Consider the following 21536-nt stretch of genomic DNA (forward strand, 5'->3'; position numbering starts at 1 on the left):
TTGTTATTACAAGACTTTGGTTAACTAAGTTACTTCGGCATCCGATAACACCGTCACACCACCCGCCGATACGAGTGCCACTCGTCGCCGGCGGGCAGCCGGCGGATGAGCCGTTGCACCGCTCCGCCGATGTCGCTGCGCGAGCCGGGCGAAAGAATCTGGTACCGGCGCTGCCCCGAGATGACGCTTTCGATGCACACGCGGCCCCCGGGGGTGTCGACGATCGACACCGTCGCATCGCCGACGGCCACGCGCGCCAGTTCGTCGGGCCCGACGCCCGCCTGCAGCGCGACGATGTTCGCGTGCGCCGAGCGCGCGGGATCGGCGGCGGTGAGAACCACCTGCAGCTGGTCGGCGTCGAGGCGCTGTTCGAGCAGGAATGCGCGCAGGCTGGCGGTGTCGCGCACCGAGTTCAGCAATTGCTCGGTGTCCAGGGTGATCGGCCGCAGCGGCGCCGCCTCGGCCACGCCGCACAGCCGCTCGATCTGACCCACCACGAGCTCGCTGGCCGAGGATTCGTTGCTGGCCGTGCCGGCCGGGTACAGACGCACCATCTCACCGTGCCGCTCCAAGACCACCCACCAGGTCGCGAAGCGGTTGATCGACGCGCGCGTGGGCTCGCGACCCGGCACGCCCATCATCACGACCAGACCCAGGTCGCGCCGCAGCAGGACGGTGAGCCATTCGCGGATCATCGGGTCGACGTTGCCGGCCTCATCGAGTGCGCCGGCGGCGATCAGGTCGGCGGCCGCGGGGTGGCCCAGCGCGCGTTCGGGGGTGTCCAGCCGCGGCAGCATCGGCCGCAACCCCAGCTCAGGGCATGTTTGCTCGACACCGGTGATCGCCTGCAACACCCATAGGCCATCGACCGTCGTCGTCAGCATGTCGCCCCGCCCCTAATCAGCGACTCCCTCGAATCGGCGTAGCAGAGACCGAAGGTGGGGCACATACGCTCGGCGCTCTGCCCCACCTTCGCTGGTCCCGGTGGTCGAGCGGGCTCAGAACAGGCCGGCGATGTGCTGGTCGGTGCTGAGCGCGCTGTCGAGCACGTGCGAGGTCGTCTGGCCGTGCTGGCGGATGGTGTCGATGAGGCCCTGCAACCCCGACAGCATCTGCGCCTGCGCCTCGAAGAAGCCCGACGCGCCGTGGCCGGCGAAGAATTCCTGCAGCGCGTGCGTCCGGTTGGAGGTGTCGTCGAAAATGGACTGCAACTGGCCGGCGCGGGAGGCGACGTCGGTGGCGAAGTCGGCTACGGCACCCGGGTTGTAAGTGATCGGGTCGGACATGGTGAATTTCCTTTCAAAAGACCTTTATGAATTGACGAATGGGTGGGCGGGTCAGGAGCCGTGGCCGCCGAATAGGGCGGTAAAGGCGTGCGAGGAATCCGCCTCGTGGCCTTCCATCAGTGCCGCCGCCTTCGTGAGGCCCTCGGCCAGGCGGGTGCCGCCGGTCAACACTTTGTTCAAGTCGTTTTGAACCTCGATGGCCGTCGCGTGCGACGCGGCGACCGCGTCACCGGACCAGGTGGCCGGGTTCATCACATTTTCCTGATTTGCGACGTATCCCTGACCGATCCCGATCGCATGTTCCATGTTTGCCTGAATCGCGTTTGAAGTATCGCGAAGCATTTGCGGGGTCACCTTGATTGTCACGGAATTCTCCTTCTGCGGTTGGCCGCCCCCCGTAAGGGCATGAAGCGAAGTGTATGGCGGCTATTCGGACCTGTCGATTCACCTTTCACCAGGGGGTGTGCTTCAGACTCTGGCGTCGACAACCCGCACGGTCGCCGGCTGTTCGGCTTTGTCACGGGATCCGCGGTCGCCTCCCGCCGCATGCCCCACGGGCATGCCGCCCATCGGGGCGCCGCCCGTCGTCGTGGTCTGCGGTCGCATGGCCTCGGCGCCCAACGCACCGGCCGGGCGCAACCCCACCGGCCGGCCACTGGTGGCGGGCTCGAATGCGCTGACCGGACGGGTGAAAGTGCTCGCGGGGACGCCCGCACTGCCCAGGGACGCGCCCCCGCCGGCCTCCGCCGCCGAAAGCCCGGTGGCCGAGACCGCGGAAACCGCGGGCGTCGCCCCGCCCATGCCCATGGCGCCGGGATTGGCGAACATGCCCATCAGCGGCTGCATCATCTGCATCGGGGCCTGCATCGCCTGCATGGGAGCCTGCATCATCTGCGGGGCCGCCCCCATCATCTGCTGCACGGGCTGCATGAACGTGCCGGCCTGACCCATGAAGTCCTGGGCGCCCGAGGTCGCCTGCCCCGCGCCCTGCGTGCCGGTCTGGGCGCCCTGCATGGCGGCGCGCATGCCGTCGCCCGCGCCCATTTGCGCCGCGGACTCCCCCACCGCCGCCGCGGCCTGCGCCGGCGCCGCCGGCGAGGCGCCCATGGTCGCGATCGGCGGCGGAATGGTCAGGCTCGAGGACAAGGCCGTGAGGATCGATCCGTAGCTGGCCCCGACCGCGGAGTTGTTCGGCCACATCGACCCGAAGTACTCGAGCTCCAGCGACGTGATCCGTGGGGTGAGGGCGCCGAGCACCAGCGGGTTGATGCCGTAGTCGGTGGCGGTCTCGGTGCGGTTTTCGATGCATTCGGGCGCGGGCCGCATCGAGCCGTACGCCATCTGATACGCCGAGACCGCCGTCGAAACCACCGCCGGCTTCACGTCGACCCAGCCGGCGAGCCCGTGCAGCGACGCGTTGAGCGCGGTGGCGTTGGCCGCCGAGGCCAACGAACCGGCGCCGGTCCAGCTGGCCGACGTCGCGACGGTGTTGATCGTCGAGGCGATGCTGGAGCCGTGATGGGTGGCCGCCAGCGCGGTCCAGGCTGCCTGGTTGGCCAGATGAGTGACGACGCCCGCGCCGGCCTTGAGCAGCAGGTCGTTTTCCTCAGGTGTACGCGCAGCCCACCCAGGATCGGCCATGCGCACCTCCCCCTTTAAACGTTGCTAGCGACTAAGCGCCAATAGCCAGCGTCAGGCTGCGCATGAGCTCGGTGACCACATAGGTCCCCGAGGCGAGGGTCTGCGTGCCGGAGAACAAGCCGCGTTGGGCGGCGTGCTCGGAAACCACGCCCAGGTAGCTCGCGCCGCACGCGTTCAGCGCCGCCGCGAACATCGCCGAGTCGGGGTCGCCGCCCATCGGCAGCACTCCCAGCAGGACCGGCGACGCCGCCGAGGCCGCGGCCTCGGTCTCCGCGCTGATCGCCGACTCGGCGGCTGCAGACGCCAGCACCGCCTCCGACTGCACCGAAACAACCATGATTCCCTCCGAACCCTCAACGCCAAAGCCACGTGCTCGGGGCCTTCTTGGGGCCTTAGTGTAGTGCGGATTGGTTGATCTTGTATTCACTGCCAATCGGCCGGATGCGTGGCCCCTGATTTCGGTAATTCAGGCTGGTCCCAAGCGCGAAACTGGTGATTTCCCACAAAGAGTCGTTAATAAACCTCAATCGCCACTCGAGACTCGGCAGTCACAAAATCCCCGTCTTTTCTCGCCGGGGCGTCGAGTTTGATGCCGAATGGCAGGTTCCGAACGGCGGCGTAATGGTGTCGGGGATATTTGCGGGAAATGGCGGGCGGGTGAGTGCGCGCCGGCTGTCGAGGTTATCGGAGTAAACATTTCGCGGCGCGTTAAGAACGGCTCCGTCGGTCCAGGCAGGCGGCTAGGCCGGGCCACGCCCGTCGCCGGCGAGCCGCAACAGAAGTCGGGTGCCACCGAGTGGGCTGGTCTGCAATGCCGCTGTGCCGCCGTGCAATTCGGCCTGCTGGGCGACCAGCGCCAGGCCCAGCCCCGATCCCGAACGTGAGGCCGTCGATCCGCGGGCGAAGCGCTCGAACACCGTGGCACGTTCGGATTCCGGGACGCCGGTGCCGTCGTCGTCGATCGCGATCTCCACGCCCTCGCCGGAACTGCTGACGGTCAGCTGGATCTTGCCGGCGTTGCCGTGCTTGACGGCGTTGGCGATCGCGTTGTCGATCACCAGCCGCAGGCCGGTGGGCAGCCCGACCATCAGCACCGTCGGCGAGGGCACCAGGGAGACCTCGACGGCGGGGTAGCTGCGCAGCGCGTCGTGCGCGGCGCGGTCCAGCAGCTCGGTGATGTCGAAGGGGACGAAATCGTCGACGGTGGTCAGTTCGCCCTGCGCCAGCCGCTCCAGCGCCGTGAGCGTCCCTTCGATGCGGCTCTGGGTGCGGATGACGTCGCCGATGACCTCGTGCCGCTGCTCGGGCGGCAGGTCCAGGGTGGACAACACCTCGAGATTGGTGCGCATGGCCGTCAACGGCGTGCGCAGCTCGTGGGAGGCGACCGCCGCGAAGTCGCGCGCCGACTCGAGCGCCGCCTTGGTGCGCTGCTGTTCCTTGCCGATGCGGGCCAGCATCCCCTCCACCGCCTCGGCGATCTCCACCGCCTCGCGCACGCCGCGCACCTGGACCTCGTCCGGGCTGGACTGGGCGTTGATCGCACGGGCCTGCTGGGCCAGCAGCAGGAAGGGATTGACCATGATCAACGAGATCACCCAGCCCACCACGACCGTGCCACCGATGACGCTGGCGCAGATCAGCAACACCCGCAGGTGCAGTTCGTTGATCCGATGCTGGGCCTCGGCCAGCGGCGCGGCCAACGCTATCGAGGCGGGACCCGCGGTGAAGGTGCGAACGCGGTACTGCACCCCGTTGATGGTCGTGTTGGCGTAGCCGTCCGGGAGTTGGGGCAACACGATGCTGCTGGGCGCCGACACGGTCACCCCGCCGATGCGCGCGGTGCGCACCAGGTTGCCGTCCGGCATGTGCCGATCGGGGGTGGCGGGCGGCGCGGTGTTGAGCAGGCTGCTGATGTCGCCCAGGCTGCTGACCGAATCGAGCCGGCGATCGAGCTGGCTGTACTGGTCGTTGGTGACGCCCACCCACACCCAGGTGCCCAGCAGGACGACCAGCGTCATCACCGAGATGGCGGCGACGATGAGGATGGTGCGCAGCGACAGCACCCGCATCGGCAGCTGTACACGCGGGAAGACGCGGATGTCGGGCTCCTTTGTGGGTTCGTGACGACCAGCCTGAGTACAACCCTCACAGCCGCGGGGGTTCGGCACGTTCAAGCGCGATGGCGTTTCGCAAGAATTTACCGTCAACCGCGCCGCACCCGTGCCCGCCGCCGGCCGGGGACCCGGACGCCGTTTGTTCGCCCGCATGGTGAGTGAGTACTCTCTCACCATGCTCACCGGGCCCGGCCGCGGACGTGACCGCCTGCTTTCCGCGGCGTTACGCCTGTTCGCCGCGAAGGGGTACGCGGCCACGTCGGTGGCCGACATCCAGCGCGAATCGGGCCTGGCGCCCGGCTCGGGCGCGCTCTACAAGCACTTCGGTTCCAAACGCGAGTTGCTCGAGGCCGCGGTCGCGCACCGGATCGACAGCATCGTGGCGGCCCGCGAGCAGTACGACGCGGGACAACCGGGCAGCGTCGAGCACGCGGTGCGCACCGCCGGGCAGCTGATCTGGAGCAACCTCAAACACAGCGAGGATCTGCTCAAGGTCATGCTGCGCGAGCCCGACGAGCTCGGCGATCTCGACGAGAAGACGTGGCAGGTCATCACCGACAACGCCTACCAACGCTTCGCCGACGAACTGGCCGCGTCGAATCGCTCCGGGCGCACCAGCATTCCCGACCCCGAAGCGGCCGCGGCGGTCGCGATCGGCTCGCTGTCCTACGCCGCGACCCTGCAAGCGCTCACCGGCCGCCTGCCCGGCAACACCGACGAAGAACGGTATTTCGAGGCGTGGGTCAACCAGACCGTCAGCGTCCTGGCCCAGCACGCGAATCCCCGAAACCCTTTGAACACCAACAATTCAGGAGACCAGCAGTGACGTTTTCACTACAACTGTCCGATGACGTGATCGAAGTCCGCGACTGGGTGCACAAATTCGCGGCCGACGTCGTGCGGCCCGCCGCCGCGGAATGGGACGAGCGCGAGGAAACACCGTGGCCGGTGATCCAGGAGGCCGCGAAGGTGGGGCTGTACTCCCCCGACCTGTTCGCCCAGCAGGCGGCCGAGCCGACGGGCCTGGGCATGCTGACGGTGTTCGAGGAATTGTTCTGGGGCGACGCGGGTATCGCGCTGTCCATCATGGGGACGGGACTCGCCGCGGCGGCGCTGGCGGGCAACGGAACCCCCGAACAGCTGGGCCGCTGGCTGCCCGAGATGTTCGGCACCGCCGACGAACCCAAGCTGGGCGCGTTCTGCTCGTCGGAGCCCGACGCGGGTTCCGACGTCGGCGCCATCCGCACCCGCGCGCGCTACGACGAGGCGACCTCCGAGTGGGTCCTCAACGGCACCAAGACGTGGGCGACCAACGGCGGCATCGCCAACGTGCACATCGTGGTGGCGTCGGTCTACCCAGAGCTCGGCACGCGCGGCCAGGCGACGTTCGTCATCCCGGCGGGCGTCAAGGGCCTGGCGCAGGGCCAGAAATTCAAAAAGCACGGGATCCGCGCCTCCCACACCGCCGAGGTGGTGCTCGACGACGTCCGGCTGCCCGAGGACCACATCCTCGGGGGCCGGGAGAAGTTCGAGGCGCGCATCGCCCGCGTCAAGTCCGGGGCCTCCGCGCGCGGGCAGGCCGCGATGAAGACCTTCGAGCGCACCCGGCCCACCGTCGGCGCGATGGCCGTCGGCGTGGCCCGGGCCGCCTACGAGTACGCGCTCGACTATGCCTGCCAGCGTGAGCAATTCGGCCGCAAGATCGGCGAATTTCAGGCGGTGGCCTTCAAACTGGCGGACATGAAGTGCCGCATCGACGCCGCCCGCCTGCTGGTGTGGCGCGCGGGATGGATGGCCCGCAACAACCAATCCTTCGACTCCGCGGAGGGGTCGATGGCCAAGCTGGTGGCCAGCGAAACCGCGGTCTATGTCACCGACGAGGCGATCCAGATCCTGGGCGGCAACGGGTACACCCGCGACTACCCCGTCGAGCGGATGCACCGCGACGCGAAGATCTTCACGATCTTCGAGGGCACCAGCGAGATCCAGCGCCTGGTGGTCTCCCGGGCGCTGACGGGTTTGCCTATCCGGTGACGATCGCCGCTTGACGCGTCGCGCGGCCCGCGGCCCGCGCCGGCCGGGGAACGCGACATGATGGCGGGATGGCTACCGAGATCCGGGTGCTCGACAGCGAGGACGATCTGATCGCCGCCGCGAACGTGTTTCGCACGGCCATGGTCGGGTTTCCGCCGCTTACGGGGCTCGCCCCCGGCCAGATCACGACGCTGCTCGAGCCGGGCCGGACCGTGGGGGCATTCGCCGACGGTCAACTCGTCGGCACCGCCGATGCCGTGACGAGCCGGTTGACGCTGCCCGGCCCCGTGATCGTGGGTCACGCCGCCGTCACCCATATCGGGGTGCTGCCGTCGTTCACCCGGCGAGGCATCGCCACCGAGCTGATCCGTCACCAGCTGCGCGACTTCGCCGCACGCGGTGAGGTGGTGGCGACGCTGCGGGCCTCGGAGGCGACGATCTATGGGCGCTACGGCTACGGCGTCGCGAGCTCGTCGCAATCCGTCGAGGTCCACACCGCGCGGGCGGGGCTGCGGCGCGACGTCGGGACCGGCGGTCGGGTGCGCCTGCTCGACACCGCGCAGGCGTGGGAGTTGCTGCCGCGCATCTATGCCGAGAACCGTCCCGCCCGCCCGGGCACCATCGACCGCCCACAGTCGTGGTGGCAGGGCGTGCGGCTGCGCGCCGAATCCGACCCGGGGGCCGCGTATGTCGCCGTGCACGGCGAGCCGGGATCCGAATCCGGCTTCGTCCGATACCGCCCGATCGACACCGAGCGGTGGTTCGTCAGCGACCAGCGCACCATCGTGGTGGAGGATTTCTTCGGGCCCACCGCCGAGGCCTATCTGGGGTTGCTGCGCTTTCTGCTCGGACTGGATCTTGTTGACCGCGTGCTGTTTTGGATGCTGCCGCTCGACGATCCGCTGCCCTGGCTGGTTGCCGACCGGCGCGCCGTGCGGGTCACCGCCGTGCACGACGAAACCTGGCTGCGCATCATCGATGTGGCGGCGGCGCTGTCCGCCCGCGGCTACGGTGGCGACGGTGCCGTCACCATCGCGGTCAATGACCCTGCGCTGCCGGCCAATTCGGCACGGTTCGCCATCGCGGCCGACGGCGTCACGGTCACCGACCGGCAACCCGACGTCACCGTCGACGTCGAGGGGCTGGGCGCCGTCCTGTTGGGCGGCACCACGTGGCGCGATCTCGCCGTGGCCGGGCTGGCCCGTGCCGACGATCCCGAAGCGCTAACGGCGGCCGATCGATTGTTCGCCGTGCCCGAGGCGCCCCACGCCGGGTTTTACTTCTGAGGGCGGGGGTGATGCGGATGATCGTCGTCATCGGCGCGGGAATATGTGGCCTCGCGGCGGCCTACGAGCTTTCGCGGCGCGGCCACGACGTCGTCGTGCTGGAGCGCGGGCGGCCATTCGGGGAGCAATCCGCCGGGCTGGCGCGGATATTCCGGGTCGCGCATCGGCGCCCGGCGCTGTGCCGGTTGGCGCTGACGGCGCGAACGGGCTGGCAACGGTGGGAATCCGAGTTCGGCGCGGGGCGACTGCTGGGCTCCGAGGGCTTCATCGCCGCCGGCGTCTGCGACGACGTCGCGGCGGCCATGAGCTCCGCCGGCGCGCAGTTCTCCCGGCTCGGGCGTTCCGAAATCGCGGCACGGATTCCGTTCGCGGTCGTGCCTTGGGAGACAGGAGTTTTCGATCCCCTCGGCGGCAGCCTGCGCATCCGCCGCGCCCTGAGCGCGTTGGCGCGCCGCGTCGCCATCCGCAACGCACACGTGCTGTCGGTGGCAGACGACGGCGCGACGACGCTCGCCGACGGCACCGTGCTGCGCGGCGACCGCGTGCTGATCTGTGCGGGTGCGCACACCCCAGACCTGTTCGGTCCGCTCGGGGTTGACTTCGTTCCGCACACCCGCTTCACCTACCGCGGCGCGGACGCGGTCGGCGCGCCGTGCCTGTCCGCGCCCGAGGGCTACGGATTGCCGCTCGGCAGTACCGGCCGGTGGGCGTTCGGCCAGGAGGTGGCGGACCCCGCGACCGTGCGCACGCTGTTCCCAGCACTTTCGCCGGTGGACCAGGTGGACTGCGTCAGTGTCCGCGCCCCGTGGCTCGATCCGGGCGGCGACGGCTGGACGGTGGCGCAGCGTGGGCGCGTGCTGGCGTTCGTCGGTAGCAATCTCATGAAATTCGGGCCGCTGCTCGGTGAACTGCTGGCGCGGGCCGTGCTGGACGACGAGGTGCCCGCGCAGTTGCTCCTGGACTAGGCGCTAAACCGCAAGGGCGGCAACGTAACCCACGTCACCGACCGGGCGCGTCAGCCGTGCGGCGCCTCGGAGATCTTCGTGTCCGGCTTTCCGAGCGTCTGGCAGTACGTCGTCACCGAGAGCCGCGTCGCCGAGATCTCGACGTTGCTCGGGTCTGCGCCGCTCTTGTCCTTGAGCATCTTGCTGACTTCGTCGTTCTGCTTCTTCTCGTCCTGCGTGGTGAAGTCTTTGCACTTTGTGTCGCCGCCGGTGTTGATGACCTGTGAGGCCGAACACGCGCTGGACAACAAGACGGAGATCGCGATCGTGGCTGCCGCAATGTACTTCATCGTGTGCCTTCCTGGGTGCGAGTAGTGGTATCAGTACACCAAATCCGCTGATTTCAAACCCCTTCACACCGCGAAGTCCGCGCCCGCAGCGGCGGCGCGATCACGTCCACGGGAATAACCACCCGGGTGGCGTCGCGTTCTACGATCGTCGGCCGCGCGTTGGAGGGGGAGAAGACCAGTGATCTCGTCGAGCGTGCGCAGCGGCCGCAACCACCGAGCGCGTAACGGCCGGGCCGCCACCCGGGCCCTGTTCGTCAGCGTGCTGGCGTTGCTCCTGGCGACGGGATGGGTCGCCAACCACTTCGTCGCGTTGATGCCGGTGATTAGCGGCCGCGAACACCTCAGCACCGCGACCCTCGATGGCATCTTCGGCATCTACGCGCTCGGGCTGCTCCCCGGGTTGCTGATCGGCGGCCGTGCGTCGGACGCGTTGGGCCGGCGGCCAATGGCGCTGGCGGGCGCGGCCGCCACCGTGGCGGGGACGGTGGCGATGCTGCTGTCGCAGCACACCGGCGCGCTGCTGGTGGGCCGCCTCGTCGTCGGGGTCGGTGTGGGCCTTGCCATCAGCTCCGGCACCGCGTGGGCGTCCGACCTGAGGGGCCCGGCCGGCGCCGCGACCGCCGGCGCGGTACTCACCGCCGGCTTCGCCATCGGGCCGTTCGCCGGCGGGGGATTCGCGTGGGCCGGGCAGTCCGGCATCCAGGTGTCGTTCGCCGTCGCCGCCGCGATCGTCGTGCTGGCATCGCTTGCCGTCGCCGTCGCGGCCACACCCGGCGCACACGTGGCCCGGCCGGCGCCGCCCCCCGACGCGGGCCCGACGGGACCGACGGCACAGGGAGTGTCGCGGGCCCTGAGTTGGGCCATGCCGCTCGCACCGTGGGTATACGCCTCGGCGACACTGGGTTTCGTCACCATCCCCACGCGGTTGCACACCGCGCTGGCGGCCCCGATCGCGGCGGGCACGGCCACCCTGATCGTCAACGGGGTCAGCGGTGTCGTTCAGGTCCTGGCCCGCACGCGCCGGTGGGGGCCACAGACCGGGACCGCCGGCGCGGCTTTGGCCGCGGTCGGCTACGTGGTGGCCGCGACGACGCCACCGGCCCTGACGCCCGCGGTCGGGATACCGCTGTTGTTGATCCTGGGCTGCGCTTCGGGCCTGTGCCTGCGGGAGGGCTTGATCGATCTGGAGGCCGCGGCGCCGCAACACCTGCGGGGCGCTCTGACCGGGGTGTTCTACGTCGTCACGTACATCGGCTTCGCGCTGCCACTGTTGTTGGCGACCGCCGAGCCTGGCGTCTCGGCGGCGATCCTGTCGGCCATGGCGGCGCTGGCGTCGGTGAGCGCGGTCGGCAGGGCGATGCGGCTACGACGAGATAGTCACCGCCAGAACTGATTTGGCTCCACAGCGGCCGTCACACCAGTTCGCGCAGCGTTTCGATGAGCTTGATCCGCTCGGCCGTCGTCGACGCGATGGGCGCCACGTTCAGCGTGGTTACCCCCGCCTCGCGGTAGGCCGCCAGACGTTCCTTGACGAACGCTCGGGAGCCGATCAGGTTGACGTCGCGCACCAGATCGTCGGGCACCACCTTGGCGGCGCCGTCCTTGTCGCCGGCAAGGTAGAGCTCCTGGATCCGGTCGGCCTGCGGGCCGTACCCGTACTTGGTGGCCAGGGTGTGGTAGAAGTTCTTGCCCTTGGCGCCCATCCCGCCGATGTAGAGCGCCAGGTGCGGTTTGACGAATTCCCTTAGCGGCTCGACGTTTTCGCCGATAGCCAGGACGGGTCCGGCGTAGACGTCGAGCTCGCCCAGCGCGGGGTCCCGCTTGGCCCGCCCGGCGGCCAGCGCCTCCCCCCAGACGTCCTGCGCCTTTTCGGGGAGGTAGAAGATCGGTTGCCAACCCTCGGCGATCTCGGCCGCCAGTTCGACGTTCTTCGGCCCCAGCGCGGCTACCAGTATCGGGATGCGTTCACGCACTGGGGAATTGATGAGCTTGAGGGGCTTACCCAGCCCGGTCCCCCGGTCGGGCGGCAGCGGGATCGTGTAGTGCTTGCCCTGGTGGCGCACGGTCTCGCGCCGCCACACCTGGCGGCAGATGTCGATGACTTCACGCGTCCGGCCGATCGGGGCGTCGTAGGGCACACCGTGGAAGCCCTCGATGACCTGCGGGCCGGACGCGCCCAGGCCGAGGGTGAACCGGCCGTCGGAGACGTAATCCAGGCCCGCCGCGGTCATCGCGGTCAGGGTGGGCGTGCGGGTGTAGAGCTGCAGGATGCCCGACGCCAGCCCGACCCGCTGTGTGCTTGCCGCCAGGTAGCCGAGCGCGCTCACCGCGTCGAACGAATACGCCTCGGGGACAAAAACAATATCCAACCCGGCGCGTTCCAGGTCGGCCACTTCGGCGGCCACGTCCTTGAAACCGCCCGCATAATTGACGCTCAAACCAATCCGCATGGTCCCTACTTCTACGCGGTGCCGGATTGATTGGCCAACTCCAGCGCCTCCCGCTGGATGCGGTCGAACTGGGCGCCCATCGCCTCCGACAATGCCGTCGCGCCCGACAGCGGCCGCACCATCACCACGAAGTCGTCGATCAGCCCGTCGTCGTTGAAATGCAAGAAGTCGCAGCCGGTGATCTTCAAGCCGGGCGCCCCGACGATCCCGGTCTCGAAAACGAATGCGTGGTCGCGGCCGCCTGGGTCGTGAATCTCCCGGATGTAGCGGAAGTCCTCGAAGACGCGCAACACACCGCGCAGGATGGCCGCGGTGATCGGCTTGCCGACATACGGCTTGAACGCCACCGGGCTGGTGAACACCACCGTGTCGGCCAGCATCGCCTGGATGGCCTGTTCATCGCGCTCTTCGACGGCCGTGCGGAACGGGTGCATCAGCGACCTCGCATAGTCAACTTGTTGAGTAATGAGGTCGACGCTAAGGCCGCCGTCGGGAATTGTCCAGGGTGCCGTTGGTCACTTTGTTGACTAGTCGCATCGCTGTACGATCGGCCGGTGTCGCTGCGTGACGCGGTGTTGGCGGCCCTCCTCGAGGGCGAGTCGTCGGGATACGACCTGGCCAAGGGTTTCGACGCCTCGGTCGCGAACTTCTGGCCGGCCACCCCGCAGCAGCTGTATCGCGAACTGGATCGACTGGCCGAGCAGGGCCTCATCCGGGCACGGGTCGTGCGTCAAGAACGGCGGCCCAACAAGCGGATGTTCTCGTTGACCGAGGCCGGGCGCGAGGCGATCCGGCAGTTCACCGCGAAGGCGCCGAAACCCTCGGTGATCCGCGACGAGCTGTTGGTCAAGGTCCAGGCCGCCGACGCCGGCGACATGCCGGCTGTGCGCGAGTCCATCCTCGAGCGGATGCAATGGGCGCGGGCCAAACTGCAACGCTACGAACGGTTGCGGGCGCGCATGATGGACGGTCGCACCGAGAAGGAGTACTTGGCCCACACCGACCGGGTCGGCCCCTACCTGACGTTGGTCCGCGGAATCTCGTTCGAGGAGGAGAACATTCGATGGGCCGAGCAAGCCCTGGCCGTCATCGAACGACGCCTGTCGGCGATTCGCGGATCGCGGTGAAGAACTTGGTGCGCATCAACCGGTCGAAGACCGCCGGCAATTCGTGGAAGGGCCGACCATACTCGGTGGCCGCCTTGTCGACCAGGTTCACGGCCGTGACACGCCAATGTCGCTGGGCCAGAAACTCTTTGGTGTCGATGCGCGCATCGTCGTACCACAGCTCGGCCACCGGAGGCTGACCGGTGTCTTGGCTGATCGTGGGGACATTGTCGGCGAATTCGCGCACTTCGCCCGGGGCGGGACCGAGTTCGGCGGCGATATGGCTACCGGTCGCCGACAACTCGTGCAGCCTTTCGAACAGCGCATCCTGGGCCGCCCCAGGCAAATACGGCAGCAGTCCCTCGAGCGCCCACGCCGTCGGCCGGTCGGGGTCGAAGCCGGCCGCGATCAGCGCGCCGGCCCAGTCATCCCGTAAATCCGTGGCGACGGTGACGCGCCTCGTCGAGGGCACGGCGCCCTGCCGGTCGAGGACCTGTTGCTTGAACTCGAGCACCCGAGGCTGATCCACTTCGTAAACCGTGTGGCCCGCGGGCCAGTCCAGCCGGTACGCCCGCGAATCCAATCCGGCCGCCAAGATGACCGCCTGGCGCGTCCCCGATCGGGTGGCATCAGCGAAAAACTCGTCGAAGAATCGCGTCCGCACCCCTACCCACTGCGCGTTGAAGGCCGCGGCACTGCTCATGTCGGCGTTGTCCACGGCCGCAATCAGATTCGGTTCACCGGCGGCGGCGACGAAGCCGGCGGCGAAGTCGTCGTTCGCCAGCGGCGGCTGCAGGCCCGCGTCGAGGGCCCGCGCCGCACACACCGCCAAGGCGGTGAAGCCGACACTCGTCACGATATCCCAGGTATCGCCGGCGCTGCGGGCCACAACGGCCTCCCTTCGGTCATCAATCGGGAAGTCAAAGATTCGTTCGCACAGCTAACGATAGCGTACGCCGCCCACCGTCCGGGCGCATCGCAGGTGACGAGCGCAGCGTTAGCCTGAGGCATGACCGACTACCGCTCACCGTCGACCGGTCGGGTAGTGCGTGCAGTTCTGTTCGATACGTTCGGAACGGTCGTCGACTGGCGCTCCGGGATCGCCGCCTCGGTCCGGCGTTTCGCGCAGCGCCACCACATCGACGTCGACCCGGACGAGTTCGCGCTGGAGTGGCGGAGTCGATACCTGCCCTCGATGGCCGAAATCCGGTCCAGCCAGCGGGAATTCGTGTCGCTGGACGTTCTGCATCGAGAGAACCTCGTCGCATCGCTCGCCAAGTTCGGCATCAGTGCCGACGCGCTGCCCGGCGACGAGGTGCAGGCACTCGCCCGGTCGTGGCGCTGGCTGCCACCGTGGCCGGACAGCGTCGACGGCATCGCCGCCATGAAGCGGCACGTCATCGTCGGGCCGTTGTCCAACGGCAACACCGGGCTGCTGGTCGAGATGGCGAAGTACGCGGGCCTGCCCTGGGATGTGGTCCTGGGTTCCGACGTCAGTCAGGCCTACAAGCCCGACCCGCGGGCCTACCAGACTCCCGCGCGATTGCTGGGCCTGGAGCCCGCTGAGGTGATGCTGGTGGCGGCGCACACCGCCGACCTCGAGGCGGCCCGCGATAGCGGCCTGGCGACCGGTTTCGTCGCGCGCCCGCAGGAGTACGGGCCGGACTCGGTGCCCGCGCCCGCGCCCCCGGGCCCCTGGGACGTCTCGGGCGCGTCACTGGTCGAACTGGCGGGGTCGCTGTTCGGTGCGCAGGGCCAACCTTGAGTGCCCCGACTTTCGAAGAGGTTGCGCGAAAGCTACTTCCAGGCGAAAACGGGTTGTTCCAGCCCGTCGACCGGGTCGTGGCGGCCTTCCAGTCCCAGCCACCGCAGCTGCAGGAGCACCGCCCCGGTGGGCGCGTGGATCAGGTCGCCCCCCAACGGAATCTGGACAACCGGTCGCGGGCTCTCCGGGATGGCGATGAATCGCGGCGAATCGTCACGTTGCAGTTGGTGCAGGCCCACCCGGTACACCGCGACGACCTCGTCGGGCGATGGGCGCGGATCCAGGCGGCCGCCTCCCCAAATCACCACCGGCGTAATGACATATCCGGACCGGGTCGGGTAATCGTCGAGCAGTCCGAGCACGGTCGCCTCGGGGAGTTCGATGCCGACCTCCTCGCGCAATTCCCGCAGCGCGGCCTCAACGGCGGTCTCGCCCGGGTCGAGGCGGCCACCGGGTAACGCCCACTGCGCGGCGTGCGAGGTGAGTCGAGAAGCCCTGCGGCACAGCAGGAAAGCCGCCCCGCCCGACACGTCGACCATGCGCCCGTCGAGGCCGGCCGCGGGCAGCCCTCGATCGGCGTTCCAGTCGTCCACCGGCGCCGGATCCACCCGGTCCTCCCCGACATCGGAGTCGACGAGCACCACCGCCACGGCGGCGTGCCGCTTGGCCGGATCGGCCACGCTTCGACGCTCGTGGCCGGCGAGATTGCTCCGGATCCGCTCGTGTAGTACCTGGTCATAGGGGATGGTCACCGCTCGAGCCTAGGCGGGGTCGTCCGGGCCGCGTGCTTGGTCCCCACCCGTCACCGGTGGTTAACTGCCAGCATGCGACGACAACCCGAGTTGGCCCGACGCTTCTTCGATCGCTACGAGCCGGTGCACGCGGTGACGTATTTCGCGCCCGAGGCCCGGGCGGCGTTGGACGCGTTGGGTTACCGGGGTTTCTGGATGGGCTATTTCGCGGCCCGTTCCGCGCCGCTGGGCATGGTGCCGCGGGAGGTCGTGACCTCGGTCTTCTACAACTTCGCGCCCGAACGGGTTGCCAAGGCGTTGCCGGCGGCATGGGAGATCGCGGGTCCGGAGGCCGCATTGCGGGCGCGCCAGGAGTCCGCGGTGGCGGCGCTGCGCCGCTACGGCCTCGGGTCGGACGAAAACGTCCGCGTGGCAGCCGAACTCGCCGGGAAGGCGGCGCGCCACGCGCCGCTCGATGCCCGCCCGCTGTTCGCCGCTAATCGGGCCCTGCCCTGGCCCGACGATCCCCTGGCCGCGCTGTGGCACGCCACGACGCTGCTGCGCGAACAGCGCGGTGACGGGCACGTGGCGGTGCTGGCAGCGGCGGGCATCTCCGGACGTGAATCCAACGTCTTACACGCCGCGGCGGGCAACGTCGCGCGCGACTACATCGCCCGCACCCGCGATTACGACGAGGCGGCATGGCGCCATCACGAACAGCGCCTCGCCGAGCGCGGGTTGCTACGCGATGACGGGACGCTGACCGCCGCGGGGCGCGAACTGAAGGACCACATCGAGTCGAGCACCGACGCCCTTTCCCTGTCGGCGCTCGACGCGCTCAGCGACGACGAGGTCGAAACGCTGTTTCGGGCGCTGTCCCCCATCACGCGCGCCGTGGTCGCCGCCGGCGATATCCCCGCCGCGACCCCGATGGCGTTACGCCGCGACGAATTGCAGGATGACAACGCACATTTGGTGGACCGATGAGCGCCCGGCGAGTGCCCGGCGGGGTGGTGCACAAGCTGCCCGCCGACCTGCGCGAGTCGTTGCTCGCCAACCCCACGGCCCTGGCCGCCTGGAACGACATCACGCCGTTGGCCCGAAACGAGTTCATCTGCTGGGTGGAGGATGCCAAGCAGGAGGCCACCCGGGCGCGCCGCATCCGCCGCACCGAGGAGGAGCTGGAGGAAGGCAAACGCAGGCCGTGCTGCGCGCCCGGGCTGCAAACACCGCGAACGCACCGGAAGGTAGGCGCCCTAGCGTCCCAGCGGTTTGTAGAAGACCAGGCCGTTGCCCTTGTTGTCATAGACCACGGCGCGTCGTTCGTGGGCGTCGTCGTAGGGGCCCTTGACGATGCCACCACCGCTGGCCTCGACAGCCTTCGCCGCGGCGTCGACGTCCGCGGTCTTGATGCCGACGACGACCTGGCCGGGGATGGGATGGTCCACGGCGGTTGCCAGCGCCAACGTGACCGGGCCCGCATCCAGGGCCGCGAAGTGCGCCCCGTCGCGAAACTTCAACGGCATGCCCAGGGTCTCGCTGTAGAACCGGATCGACTCGTCCAGGTCGTCGGTGGACAGGATGATCATCTTTGCTTCGTGCTCGGTCATGGCGCCTCCGTGTGGCTGGATCGCTATCAGCCTAGGCGGACGGGCATCCCGGGGAGCGGCTCAGGCGGCGTCGGTCGGAACCGGTTGCCCGTCAAGGTAATCCATCGGCGGCGCCTCCCCATGTCCCGCGCCGCGGTAGGCCACCGCGGTTGCCAGCGCCGTGCCACCTTCGATGGTGCCCACCACAACCACCCGGTCGTTGACGGTGAATTGCGGTGCCGCGACGGCGGGTTGGCTGCCGCGATGGGTGATGACGGTGGTGTCCGGGGTGAAGCGATAGGTCTGGGTGTACCCGTCGGGGCTGCGCATGGTGACCGAGTCCACCGTCACGGCGATCACGGTGCCCTCCTGCTTCACCGGCTGCGAAACGGAAGGCGGACTGACCTCGGCGGTCACGGTTCGTTTGTCGGCGCGAACCCCGTTGAGCACCAACGCCGTCAGGCACGCCGCGCATATCAGGGCAGCACAGACGATCTCGCACACCTTCGCCGCACCGGACAGACGCTGACCTCGATCGGTCGGCGTCTGGGTTTGCTCCAGCGACTGCGGCATGCGGTGTTTGGCGGCCACGATCCGTCCTTCCTGCGGCTTGCGCCGAAGGACATCGACACCCACCGAATCAGGTTGTTGCCGTGGAATTACCCGCCGTGTTATGCCGGTAAACCGGGCGCCCCCCGGGATGGGGGCACAGGACGGGCGTCAGCCTTTGGTCAGGGTGAACTGCGCGACGTCGGTGTAGCCCTCACGGAACAGGTCCGCGCAGCCGGTCAGGTACTTCATGTACCGGTCGTAGACCTCTTCGGACTGAATCTCGATGGCCTCGTCGCGGCGCGCCTCGAGTGCGGCCGCCCAGGTGTCGAGGGTGCGCGCGTAGTGCAGGCGCAGCGGCTGCACCAGCTTCACCCCGAAGCCGGCACGCTGGGCGTGCTCCACGACGCCCTTGGCCTGGGGTAGATCCCCGCCCGGGAAGATCTCGTCCATGATGAATTTCATGAAGCGCAGCTTGGTCATGGTGATGGGCAGCCCGCGCTCGGCGAACTCCTCGTCGCTGGGCTTGATGATCGTGTGCAGCATCATCACGCCGTCCGCCGGAAGAGCCTCATAGGCGGTCTTGAAGAAATCGTCGTAGCGGTCACGCCCGAAGTGCTCGAAGGCGCCGATCGACACGATGCGGTCGACCTTGTCGTCGAACTGCTCCCAGCCCTGCAGCAGCACCCGCTTGGACCGCGCGGACGGATGCGCGTCGAGGCGGCGCTGCACGTGCGCCTGCTGATTGCGGCTCAGCGTGAGCCCGACGACGTTGACGTCATAGCGCTCGAGCGCGCGGACGATCGTGGTGCCCCAGCCGCACCCGACGTCGAGCAACGTCATGCCCGGCTGCAATCCCAGCTTGCCCAGCGAGAGGTCGACCTTGGCGATCTGCGCCTCTTCCAGCGTCATGTCCTCGCGCTCGAAATACGCGCAGCTGTAGGTCCGCGTCGGATCCAGGAAAAGCGCGAAGAACTCGTCGGACAGGTCGTAGTGCGCTTGTACGTCCTCGAAATGCGGTTCCAAGCTGACGGCATCGCCGGGATTTTCGGACAAGGCACAACCTCTGACTTATTCATATCGGGTTCAACGGCGCGATCGAATCGATCGCCGCACGGACGCCCCAGTGTATCCGGCCGGCACACCGTGCCCCTCCGCCGAGTTCCCGACCAGCCTAGTGCCGCCGAAATGGCTCTCAGCCTGCCAGAACACTTACGTCGGCGCAAATTTGCTAATCCCCTGCGGCGCAGAGCAACTCGGGCACGCACATCCAGGCGGTGCCGGCGGGGTCGTTACATCGACCCCGCAAGCGGGTAAGACGAGGCTGGCGTTCTTCAATGATGTCGAACGCGATAACCCAGCCGGCTGACCGGCGTCACAGGGGCGGAGGCGCACCGATGGCCGACATCACCATGTTGATCCTCGCCGACCACGATTGGTTCCGCGAACAGTTCGCCCAGCTGGATTACCTCCAGGCACAGCAGCCGGCCGACCACACCGGGCTCGGACGGGTGTGGCGGCCGCTCGCCGACAAGCTCGACGTGCACGCCTACATCGAGGAAAAGATCTTCTACCCCCAACTGCTCAAACGGGGTGGCGAGGACGCCGAGGGCGAAACCCTCGACGCCATCGGTGACCACAACGACATCCGCGACGGGGTCCGCGACGCCGACGCGGCCGAACTCGGCAGCGAGCAGTGGTGGGCGGCGGTCGGGCGCACCCGCGAGGCCAACGACGATCACATGGGCGAGGAGGAACGCGAAGGGCTCTCGGACTTCCGCCGCAACGCCCCGATCGGCCTTCGCGAAGCGCTCGGGCGCCAATACAGCGAGTTCATGGCCGAGCACCCCACCACCGAGGGGCTGCCCATCACGGACCGGGACCCGCGTCGCTATGTCGAGCAGGTGGAGGCCCCCCGCCCCGAGCCCGCGGACTTCTCGTTGCGCATCGGCAGCCTGAAAGGCCAGTGACGCGCGCCCGTGACTGGGCGAACGTGACAGGGATAACCGCGCGTCGGCTCCGGTGGCGCAGCGATGCCGCCGACGTCAATGCCGGCGACCCGTTCTAGCTGGCGTTTGTCGCACGCGATCGTGGCCGAGCGGGATCGCGGCGATCGCCGCCGGTCGTCCCACGTCAGGCCCGTGAAGCACACCCCGCCGGTTGTCCCTGAGAAAGTTGTGGGTAAGTCTTGATTCGATGGTTATTCGACGCCGCCGGAGGAAATGGGCACGTAGAGAAATCAGGGTCGCCGACCCCGCGATGCGCCGAACCATTATGGGCACCGCGATCGGGAACTTCATGGAGTGGTACGACTTCGGGGTCTACGGGTACATCGCGACCACGATCGCCCAGGTGTTCTATCCCGGCAAGAACGTCAGCGGAGTCCACCTCATCGCGACCTTCGGAACGCTCGCGGCGGCGTTCGTCGTGCGTCCGCTCGGCGGGTTCATCTTCGGTCCGCTGGGCGACCGGATCGGGCGCCACCGCGTCCTGGTGGTCACCATCCTGATGATGACGGTGAGCACGACCGTGACCGGCCTGCTGCCCACCTACAGCACCATCGGCATCTGGGCGCCGATCCTGCTCGTCCTCGCGCGAATATTCCAGGGCCTGTCGACCGGTGGTGAATACGTCGGCGCCATGACCTATCTCGTCGAGCAGGCCCCCGATCACAAACGCGGCATGATGGTCGGGTTCCTGCCGATGGGCAATCTAGTGGGGTTCGTCCTGGCGGGGTTGCTGGTGACCGGGCTGCAGACCTGGCTGCCCGAGGACGCCATGCTGACCTACGGCTGGCGGATTCCGCTGCTGTTGGGCTTGCCTTTCGGGCTGGTCGCGCTGTTCCTGCGGCTGCGGCTCGAGGAGTCCTCGGCCTACCAGAGCGCCCACGACGACGCGCACGCGGGCGACCAGGGCCGTCAACAGATTCACCGCACCATCGTCGAGCAGTGGCGACCCATGCTGATCTGCGCGGCGCTGGTGCTGACCTCCCAGGTCGCCGACTTCATGCTCACCGGATACCTGCCGACGTACCTGCGGCTGTTCGTGCGCGTGGGCCACACCGCCGGACTCGTCATGATCGTGACCACGTTGGCGATCCTGATGGGCACGGTGGTGCTAGTCGCGGCCTTGTCCGATCGCATCGGCGTCAAACCCATCATGTGGACGGGGTGCGGCCTGCTGATCGTCGCCTCCATCCCGGCGTTCCTGCTCATCCGCTTCGGCGGCATCTACCCGGTGATCTTCATCGGCGTGCTGCTGATCGGCCTGATGGAGCTGTGCTTCGACAGCACCGGGCCGGCCATGCTGCCGGCGCTGTTCCCCACCAACGTGCGCTACGGCGCGCTGGCCATCTCCTACAACATCTCGATTTCACTCGTCGGCGGCATCACGCCGCTGATCGCCCAGGCTCTGGTTTCGGGCACCGGCAACGTGATGGTGCCGGCCTACATGCTGATCTTCGGGGGCGTGGTGGGCGCGATCACGCTGCTGTTCACCCCCGAGGTCGCCGGCAAGCCGTTGCCGGGCTCCGGGCCCGCGGTCGAAACCGAGCGGGAGGCTCGCGCGCTCGCCGACGACGTCCGCTAGCGACCGTCCCGCGGCGGATGGCCGTTTGGGCCGCCACCCGCTGTGGCTATTAGGAGGTAGGCCGTCCCTCCGGTGGGCGGCGCGACGGCAACAGTTGGGGGCG

The 21536-nt window shown here is 68.4% G+C and carries 23 protein-coding genes and 2 pseudogenes; 11 read left to right on the forward strand and 14 right to left on the reverse strand.

Annotation, left to right across the window (positions count from 1 at the left end):
* Positions 1 to 53 precede the first annotated feature (53 nt).
* The 6 genes and pseudogenes from QGN30_RS01700 to QGN30_RS01725 form a co-directional block, all read right to left on the reverse strand.
* Positions 54 to 884, reverse strand: a complete 831-nt coding sequence (locus tag QGN30_RS01700; protein ID WP_009955255.1) for an ESX secretion-associated protein EspG — start codon at positions 882 to 884, stop codon at positions 54 to 56.
* 114 nt (positions 885 to 998) lie between these two features.
* Entirely contained in the window at positions 999 to 1286 is a 288-nt protein-coding gene (locus tag QGN30_RS01705; protein WP_008262888.1) for a WXG100 family type VII secretion target, read from the reverse strand.
* Positions 1287 to 1337: 51 nt separating this feature from the next.
* Positions 1338 to 1628, reverse strand: a complete 291-nt coding sequence (locus tag QGN30_RS01710) for a WXG100 family type VII secretion target (RefSeq protein WP_136244239.1) — start codon at positions 1626 to 1628, stop codon at positions 1338 to 1340.
* Between the two features lie 126 nt (positions 1629 to 1754).
* Positions 1755 to 2927 (reverse strand): PPE family protein, encoded by a 1173-nt coding sequence (locus QGN30_RS01715; RefSeq protein WP_014381602.1) that lies wholly within the window; start codon positions 2925 to 2927, stop codon positions 1755 to 1757.
* A 106-nt stretch (positions 2928 to 3033) separates the two neighbouring features.
* Positions 3034 to 3264 (reverse strand): annotated as a pseudogene (locus QGN30_RS01720) (PE domain-containing protein); the annotation flags it as partial.
* A gap of 403 nt (positions 3265 to 3667) precedes the next feature.
* The gene (locus tag QGN30_RS01725) at positions 3668 to 4996 is read right to left on the reverse strand and encodes a sensor histidine kinase (RefSeq protein ID WP_009956853.1); all 1329 of its coding nucleotides are present in this window, start codon (positions 4994 to 4996) and stop codon (positions 3668 to 3670) included.
* Positions 4997 to 5216: 220 nt separating this feature from the next.
* Here QGN30_RS01725 and QGN30_RS01730 point away from each other — a divergent pair, with 220 nt between their 5' ends.
* The 4 genes from QGN30_RS01730 (at position 5217) to QGN30_RS01745 (ending at position 9326) form a co-directional block, all read left to right on the forward strand.
* Complete coding sequence (locus tag QGN30_RS01730) at positions 5217 to 5867, forward strand: TetR/AcrR family transcriptional regulator (RefSeq protein ID WP_014383620.1); 651 nt, start codon at positions 5217 to 5219, stop codon at positions 5865 to 5867.
* Entirely contained in the window at positions 5864 to 7075 is a 1212-nt protein-coding gene (locus QGN30_RS01735) for an acyl-CoA dehydrogenase family protein (protein WP_008262881.1), read from the forward strand. Before QGN30_RS01730 ends, QGN30_RS01735 begins: the two co-directional genes overlap by 4 nt.
* A 68-nt stretch (positions 7076 to 7143) precedes the next feature.
* Positions 7144 to 8361: a GNAT family N-acetyltransferase gene (locus tag QGN30_RS01740; protein ID WP_014383619.1), complete on the forward strand. Its 1218-nt coding sequence runs from the start codon at positions 7144 to 7146 to the stop codon at positions 8359 to 8361.
* A 17-nt stretch (positions 8362 to 8378) separates the two neighbouring features.
* Complete coding sequence (locus tag QGN30_RS01745; RefSeq protein WP_026071079.1) at positions 8379 to 9326, forward strand: NAD(P)/FAD-dependent oxidoreductase; 948 nt, start codon at positions 8379 to 8381, stop codon at positions 9324 to 9326.
* Between the two features lie 50 nt (positions 9327 to 9376).
* Here the strand turns inward: QGN30_RS01745 and QGN30_RS01750 are convergent, their stop codons facing one another.
* The gene (locus QGN30_RS01750; protein ID WP_008262877.1) at positions 9377 to 9655 is read right to left on the reverse strand and encodes a hypothetical protein; all 279 of its coding nucleotides are present in this window, start codon (positions 9653 to 9655) and stop codon (positions 9377 to 9379) included.
* A gap of 178 nt (positions 9656 to 9833) precedes the next feature.
* On the opposite strand from QGN30_RS01750, the gene QGN30_RS01755 reads away from it, so the two are divergent.
* Positions 9834 to 11048, forward strand: coding sequence for an MFS transporter (locus QGN30_RS01755; protein ID WP_248923329.1), 1215 nt, complete (start codon positions 9834 to 9836; stop codon positions 11046 to 11048).
* A gap of 19 nt (positions 11049 to 11067) precedes the next feature.
* Here the strand turns inward: QGN30_RS01755 and QGN30_RS01760 are convergent, their stop codons facing one another.
* Positions 11068 to 12105, reverse strand: a complete 1038-nt coding sequence (locus tag QGN30_RS01760; protein WP_038534755.1) for an LLM class F420-dependent oxidoreductase — start codon at positions 12103 to 12105, stop codon at positions 11068 to 11070.
* A gap of 11 nt (positions 12106 to 12116) precedes the next feature.
* Positions 12117 to 12539 (reverse strand): nuclear transport factor 2 family protein, encoded by a 423-nt coding sequence (locus QGN30_RS01765; protein ID WP_095562400.1) that lies wholly within the window; start codon positions 12537 to 12539, stop codon positions 12117 to 12119.
* A 120-nt stretch (positions 12540 to 12659) separates the two neighbouring features.
* On the opposite strand from QGN30_RS01765, the gene QGN30_RS01770 reads away from it, so the two are divergent.
* Positions 12660 to 13232: a PadR family transcriptional regulator gene (locus QGN30_RS01770; protein WP_038534753.1), complete on the forward strand. Its 573-nt coding sequence runs from the start codon at positions 12660 to 12662 to the stop codon at positions 13230 to 13232.
* Here the strand turns inward: QGN30_RS01770 and QGN30_RS01775 are convergent.
* Positions 13192 to 14100 (reverse strand): SAM-dependent methyltransferase, encoded by a 909-nt coding sequence (locus QGN30_RS01775; RefSeq protein WP_248923328.1) that lies wholly within the window; start codon positions 14098 to 14100, stop codon positions 13192 to 13194. The genes QGN30_RS01770 and QGN30_RS01775 overlap by 41 nt on opposite strands.
* Positions 14101 to 14220: 120 nt before the next feature.
* Here QGN30_RS01775 and QGN30_RS01780 point away from each other — a divergent pair, with 120 nt between their 5' ends.
* Entirely contained in the window at positions 14221 to 14976 is a 756-nt protein-coding gene (locus QGN30_RS01780) for a haloacid dehalogenase type II (protein ID WP_095562398.1), read from the forward strand.
* 32 nt (positions 14977 to 15008) lie between these two features.
* Here QGN30_RS01780 and QGN30_RS01785 read toward each other — a convergent pair whose 3' ends face one another.
* Positions 15009 to 15728, reverse strand: a complete 720-nt coding sequence (locus QGN30_RS01785) for an NUDIX hydrolase (protein WP_038534746.1) — start codon at positions 15726 to 15728, stop codon at positions 15009 to 15011.
* A gap of 72 nt (positions 15729 to 15800) precedes the next feature.
* Between QGN30_RS01785 and QGN30_RS01790 the strand changes: the two genes are divergently transcribed.
* Positions 15801 to 16694: an SCO6745 family protein gene (locus tag QGN30_RS01790; protein ID WP_248923327.1), complete on the forward strand. Its 894-nt coding sequence runs from the start codon at positions 15801 to 15803 to the stop codon at positions 16692 to 16694.
* Positions 16691 to 16958: pseudogene (locus QGN30_RS01795) on the forward strand (YdeI/OmpD-associated family protein). Before QGN30_RS01790 ends, QGN30_RS01795 begins: the two are co-directional and overlap by 4 nt.
* 5 nt (positions 16959 to 16963) lie before the next feature.
* Here the strand turns inward: QGN30_RS01795 and QGN30_RS01800 are convergent.
* The 3 genes from QGN30_RS01800 to QGN30_RS01810 all read right to left on the reverse strand — a co-directional run bounded on the left by QGN30_RS01800 (position 16964) and on the right by QGN30_RS01810 (position 18901).
* Positions 16964 to 17317, reverse strand: coding sequence for a VOC family protein (locus tag QGN30_RS01800; protein WP_009956869.1), 354 nt, complete (start codon positions 17315 to 17317; stop codon positions 16964 to 16966).
* A 60-nt stretch (positions 17318 to 17377) separates the two neighbouring features.
* Entirely contained in the window at positions 17378 to 17932 is a 555-nt protein-coding gene (locus QGN30_RS01805) for a hypothetical protein (protein ID WP_248923326.1), read from the reverse strand.
* Positions 17933 to 18016: 84 nt separating this feature from the next.
* Positions 18017 to 18901 (reverse strand): cyclopropane mycolic acid synthase family methyltransferase, encoded by an 885-nt coding sequence (locus QGN30_RS01810; protein ID WP_009956872.1) that lies wholly within the window; start codon positions 18899 to 18901, stop codon positions 18017 to 18019.
* 341 nt (positions 18902 to 19242) lie between these two features.
* Between QGN30_RS01810 and QGN30_RS01815 the strand changes: the two genes are divergently transcribed.
* Complete coding sequence (locus tag QGN30_RS01815; RefSeq protein WP_136245364.1) at positions 19243 to 19815, forward strand: hemerythrin domain-containing protein; 573 nt, start codon at positions 19243 to 19245, stop codon at positions 19813 to 19815.
* A 289-nt stretch (positions 19816 to 20104) separates the two neighbouring features.
* On the forward strand, positions 20105 to 21433 hold the full coding sequence (locus QGN30_RS01820; RefSeq protein WP_009956874.1) for an MFS transporter: 1329 nt from the start codon (positions 20105 to 20107) through the stop codon (positions 21431 to 21433).
* The last annotated feature ends 103 nt before the right edge of the window (positions 21434 to 21536 follow it).

The sequence above is a fragment of the Mycobacterium sp. 3-98 genome, from assembly GCF_035918355.1.
In the GTDB taxonomy this organism is placed as follows: Bacteria; Actinomycetota; Actinomycetes; order Mycobacteriales; family Mycobacteriaceae; genus Mycobacterium; species Mycobacterium intracellulare.

Excerpts from the sequence above, each read along its gene's own strand:
- QGN30_RS01700 (WP_009955255.1), bottom strand. The coding sequence starts at position 884 with ATGCTGACGACGACGGTCGATGGCCTATGGGTGTTGCAGGCGATCACC.
- QGN30_RS01705 (WP_008262888.1), bottom strand. The coding sequence starts at position 1,286 with ATGTCCGACCCGATCACTTACAACCCGGGTGCCGTAGCCGACTTCGCC.
- QGN30_RS01710 (WP_136244239.1), bottom strand. The coding sequence starts at position 1,628 with ATGCTTCGCGATACTTCAAACGCGATTCAGGCAAACATGGAACATGCG.
- QGN30_RS01715 (WP_014381602.1), bottom strand. The coding sequence starts at position 2,927 with ATGGCCGATCCTGGGTGGGCTGCGCGTACACCTGAGGAAAACGACCTG.
- QGN30_RS01725 (WP_009956853.1), bottom strand. The coding sequence starts at position 4,996 with ATGCGGGTGCTGTCGCTGCGCACCATCCTCATCGTCGCCGCCATCTCG.
- QGN30_RS01730 (WP_014383620.1), top strand. The coding sequence starts at position 5,217 with ATGCTCACCGGGCCCGGCCGCGGACGTGACCGCCTGCTTTCCGCGGCG.
- QGN30_RS01740 (WP_014383619.1), top strand. The coding sequence starts at position 7,144 with ATGGCTACCGAGATCCGGGTGCTCGACAGCGAGGACGATCTGATCGCC.
- QGN30_RS01745 (WP_026071079.1), top strand. The coding sequence starts at position 8,379 with ATGATCGTCGTCATCGGCGCGGGAATATGTGGCCTCGCGGCGGCCTAC.
- QGN30_RS01750 (WP_008262877.1), bottom strand. The coding sequence starts at position 9,655 with ATGAAGTACATTGCGGCAGCCACGATCGCGATCTCCGTCTTGTTGTCC.
- QGN30_RS01760 (WP_038534755.1), bottom strand. The coding sequence starts at position 12,105 with ATGCGGATTGGTTTGAGCGTCAATTATGCGGGCGGTTTCAAGGACGTG.
- QGN30_RS01765 (WP_095562400.1), bottom strand. The coding sequence starts at position 12,539 with ATGCACCCGTTCCGCACGGCCGTCGAAGAGCGCGATGAACAGGCCATC.
- QGN30_RS01780 (WP_095562398.1), top strand. The coding sequence starts at position 14,221 with ATGACCGACTACCGCTCACCGTCGACCGGTCGGGTAGTGCGTGCAGTT.
- QGN30_RS01790 (WP_248923327.1), top strand. The coding sequence starts at position 15,801 with ATGCGACGACAACCCGAGTTGGCCCGACGCTTCTTCGATCGCTACGAG.
- QGN30_RS01800 (WP_009956869.1), bottom strand. The coding sequence starts at position 17,317 with ATGACCGAGCACGAAGCAAAGATGATCATCCTGTCCACCGACGACCTG.
- QGN30_RS01815 (WP_136245364.1), top strand. The coding sequence starts at position 19,243 with ATGGCCGACATCACCATGTTGATCCTCGCCGACCACGATTGGTTCCGC.
- QGN30_RS01820 (WP_009956874.1), top strand. The coding sequence starts at position 20,105 with ATGCGCCGAACCATTATGGGCACCGCGATCGGGAACTTCATGGAGTGG.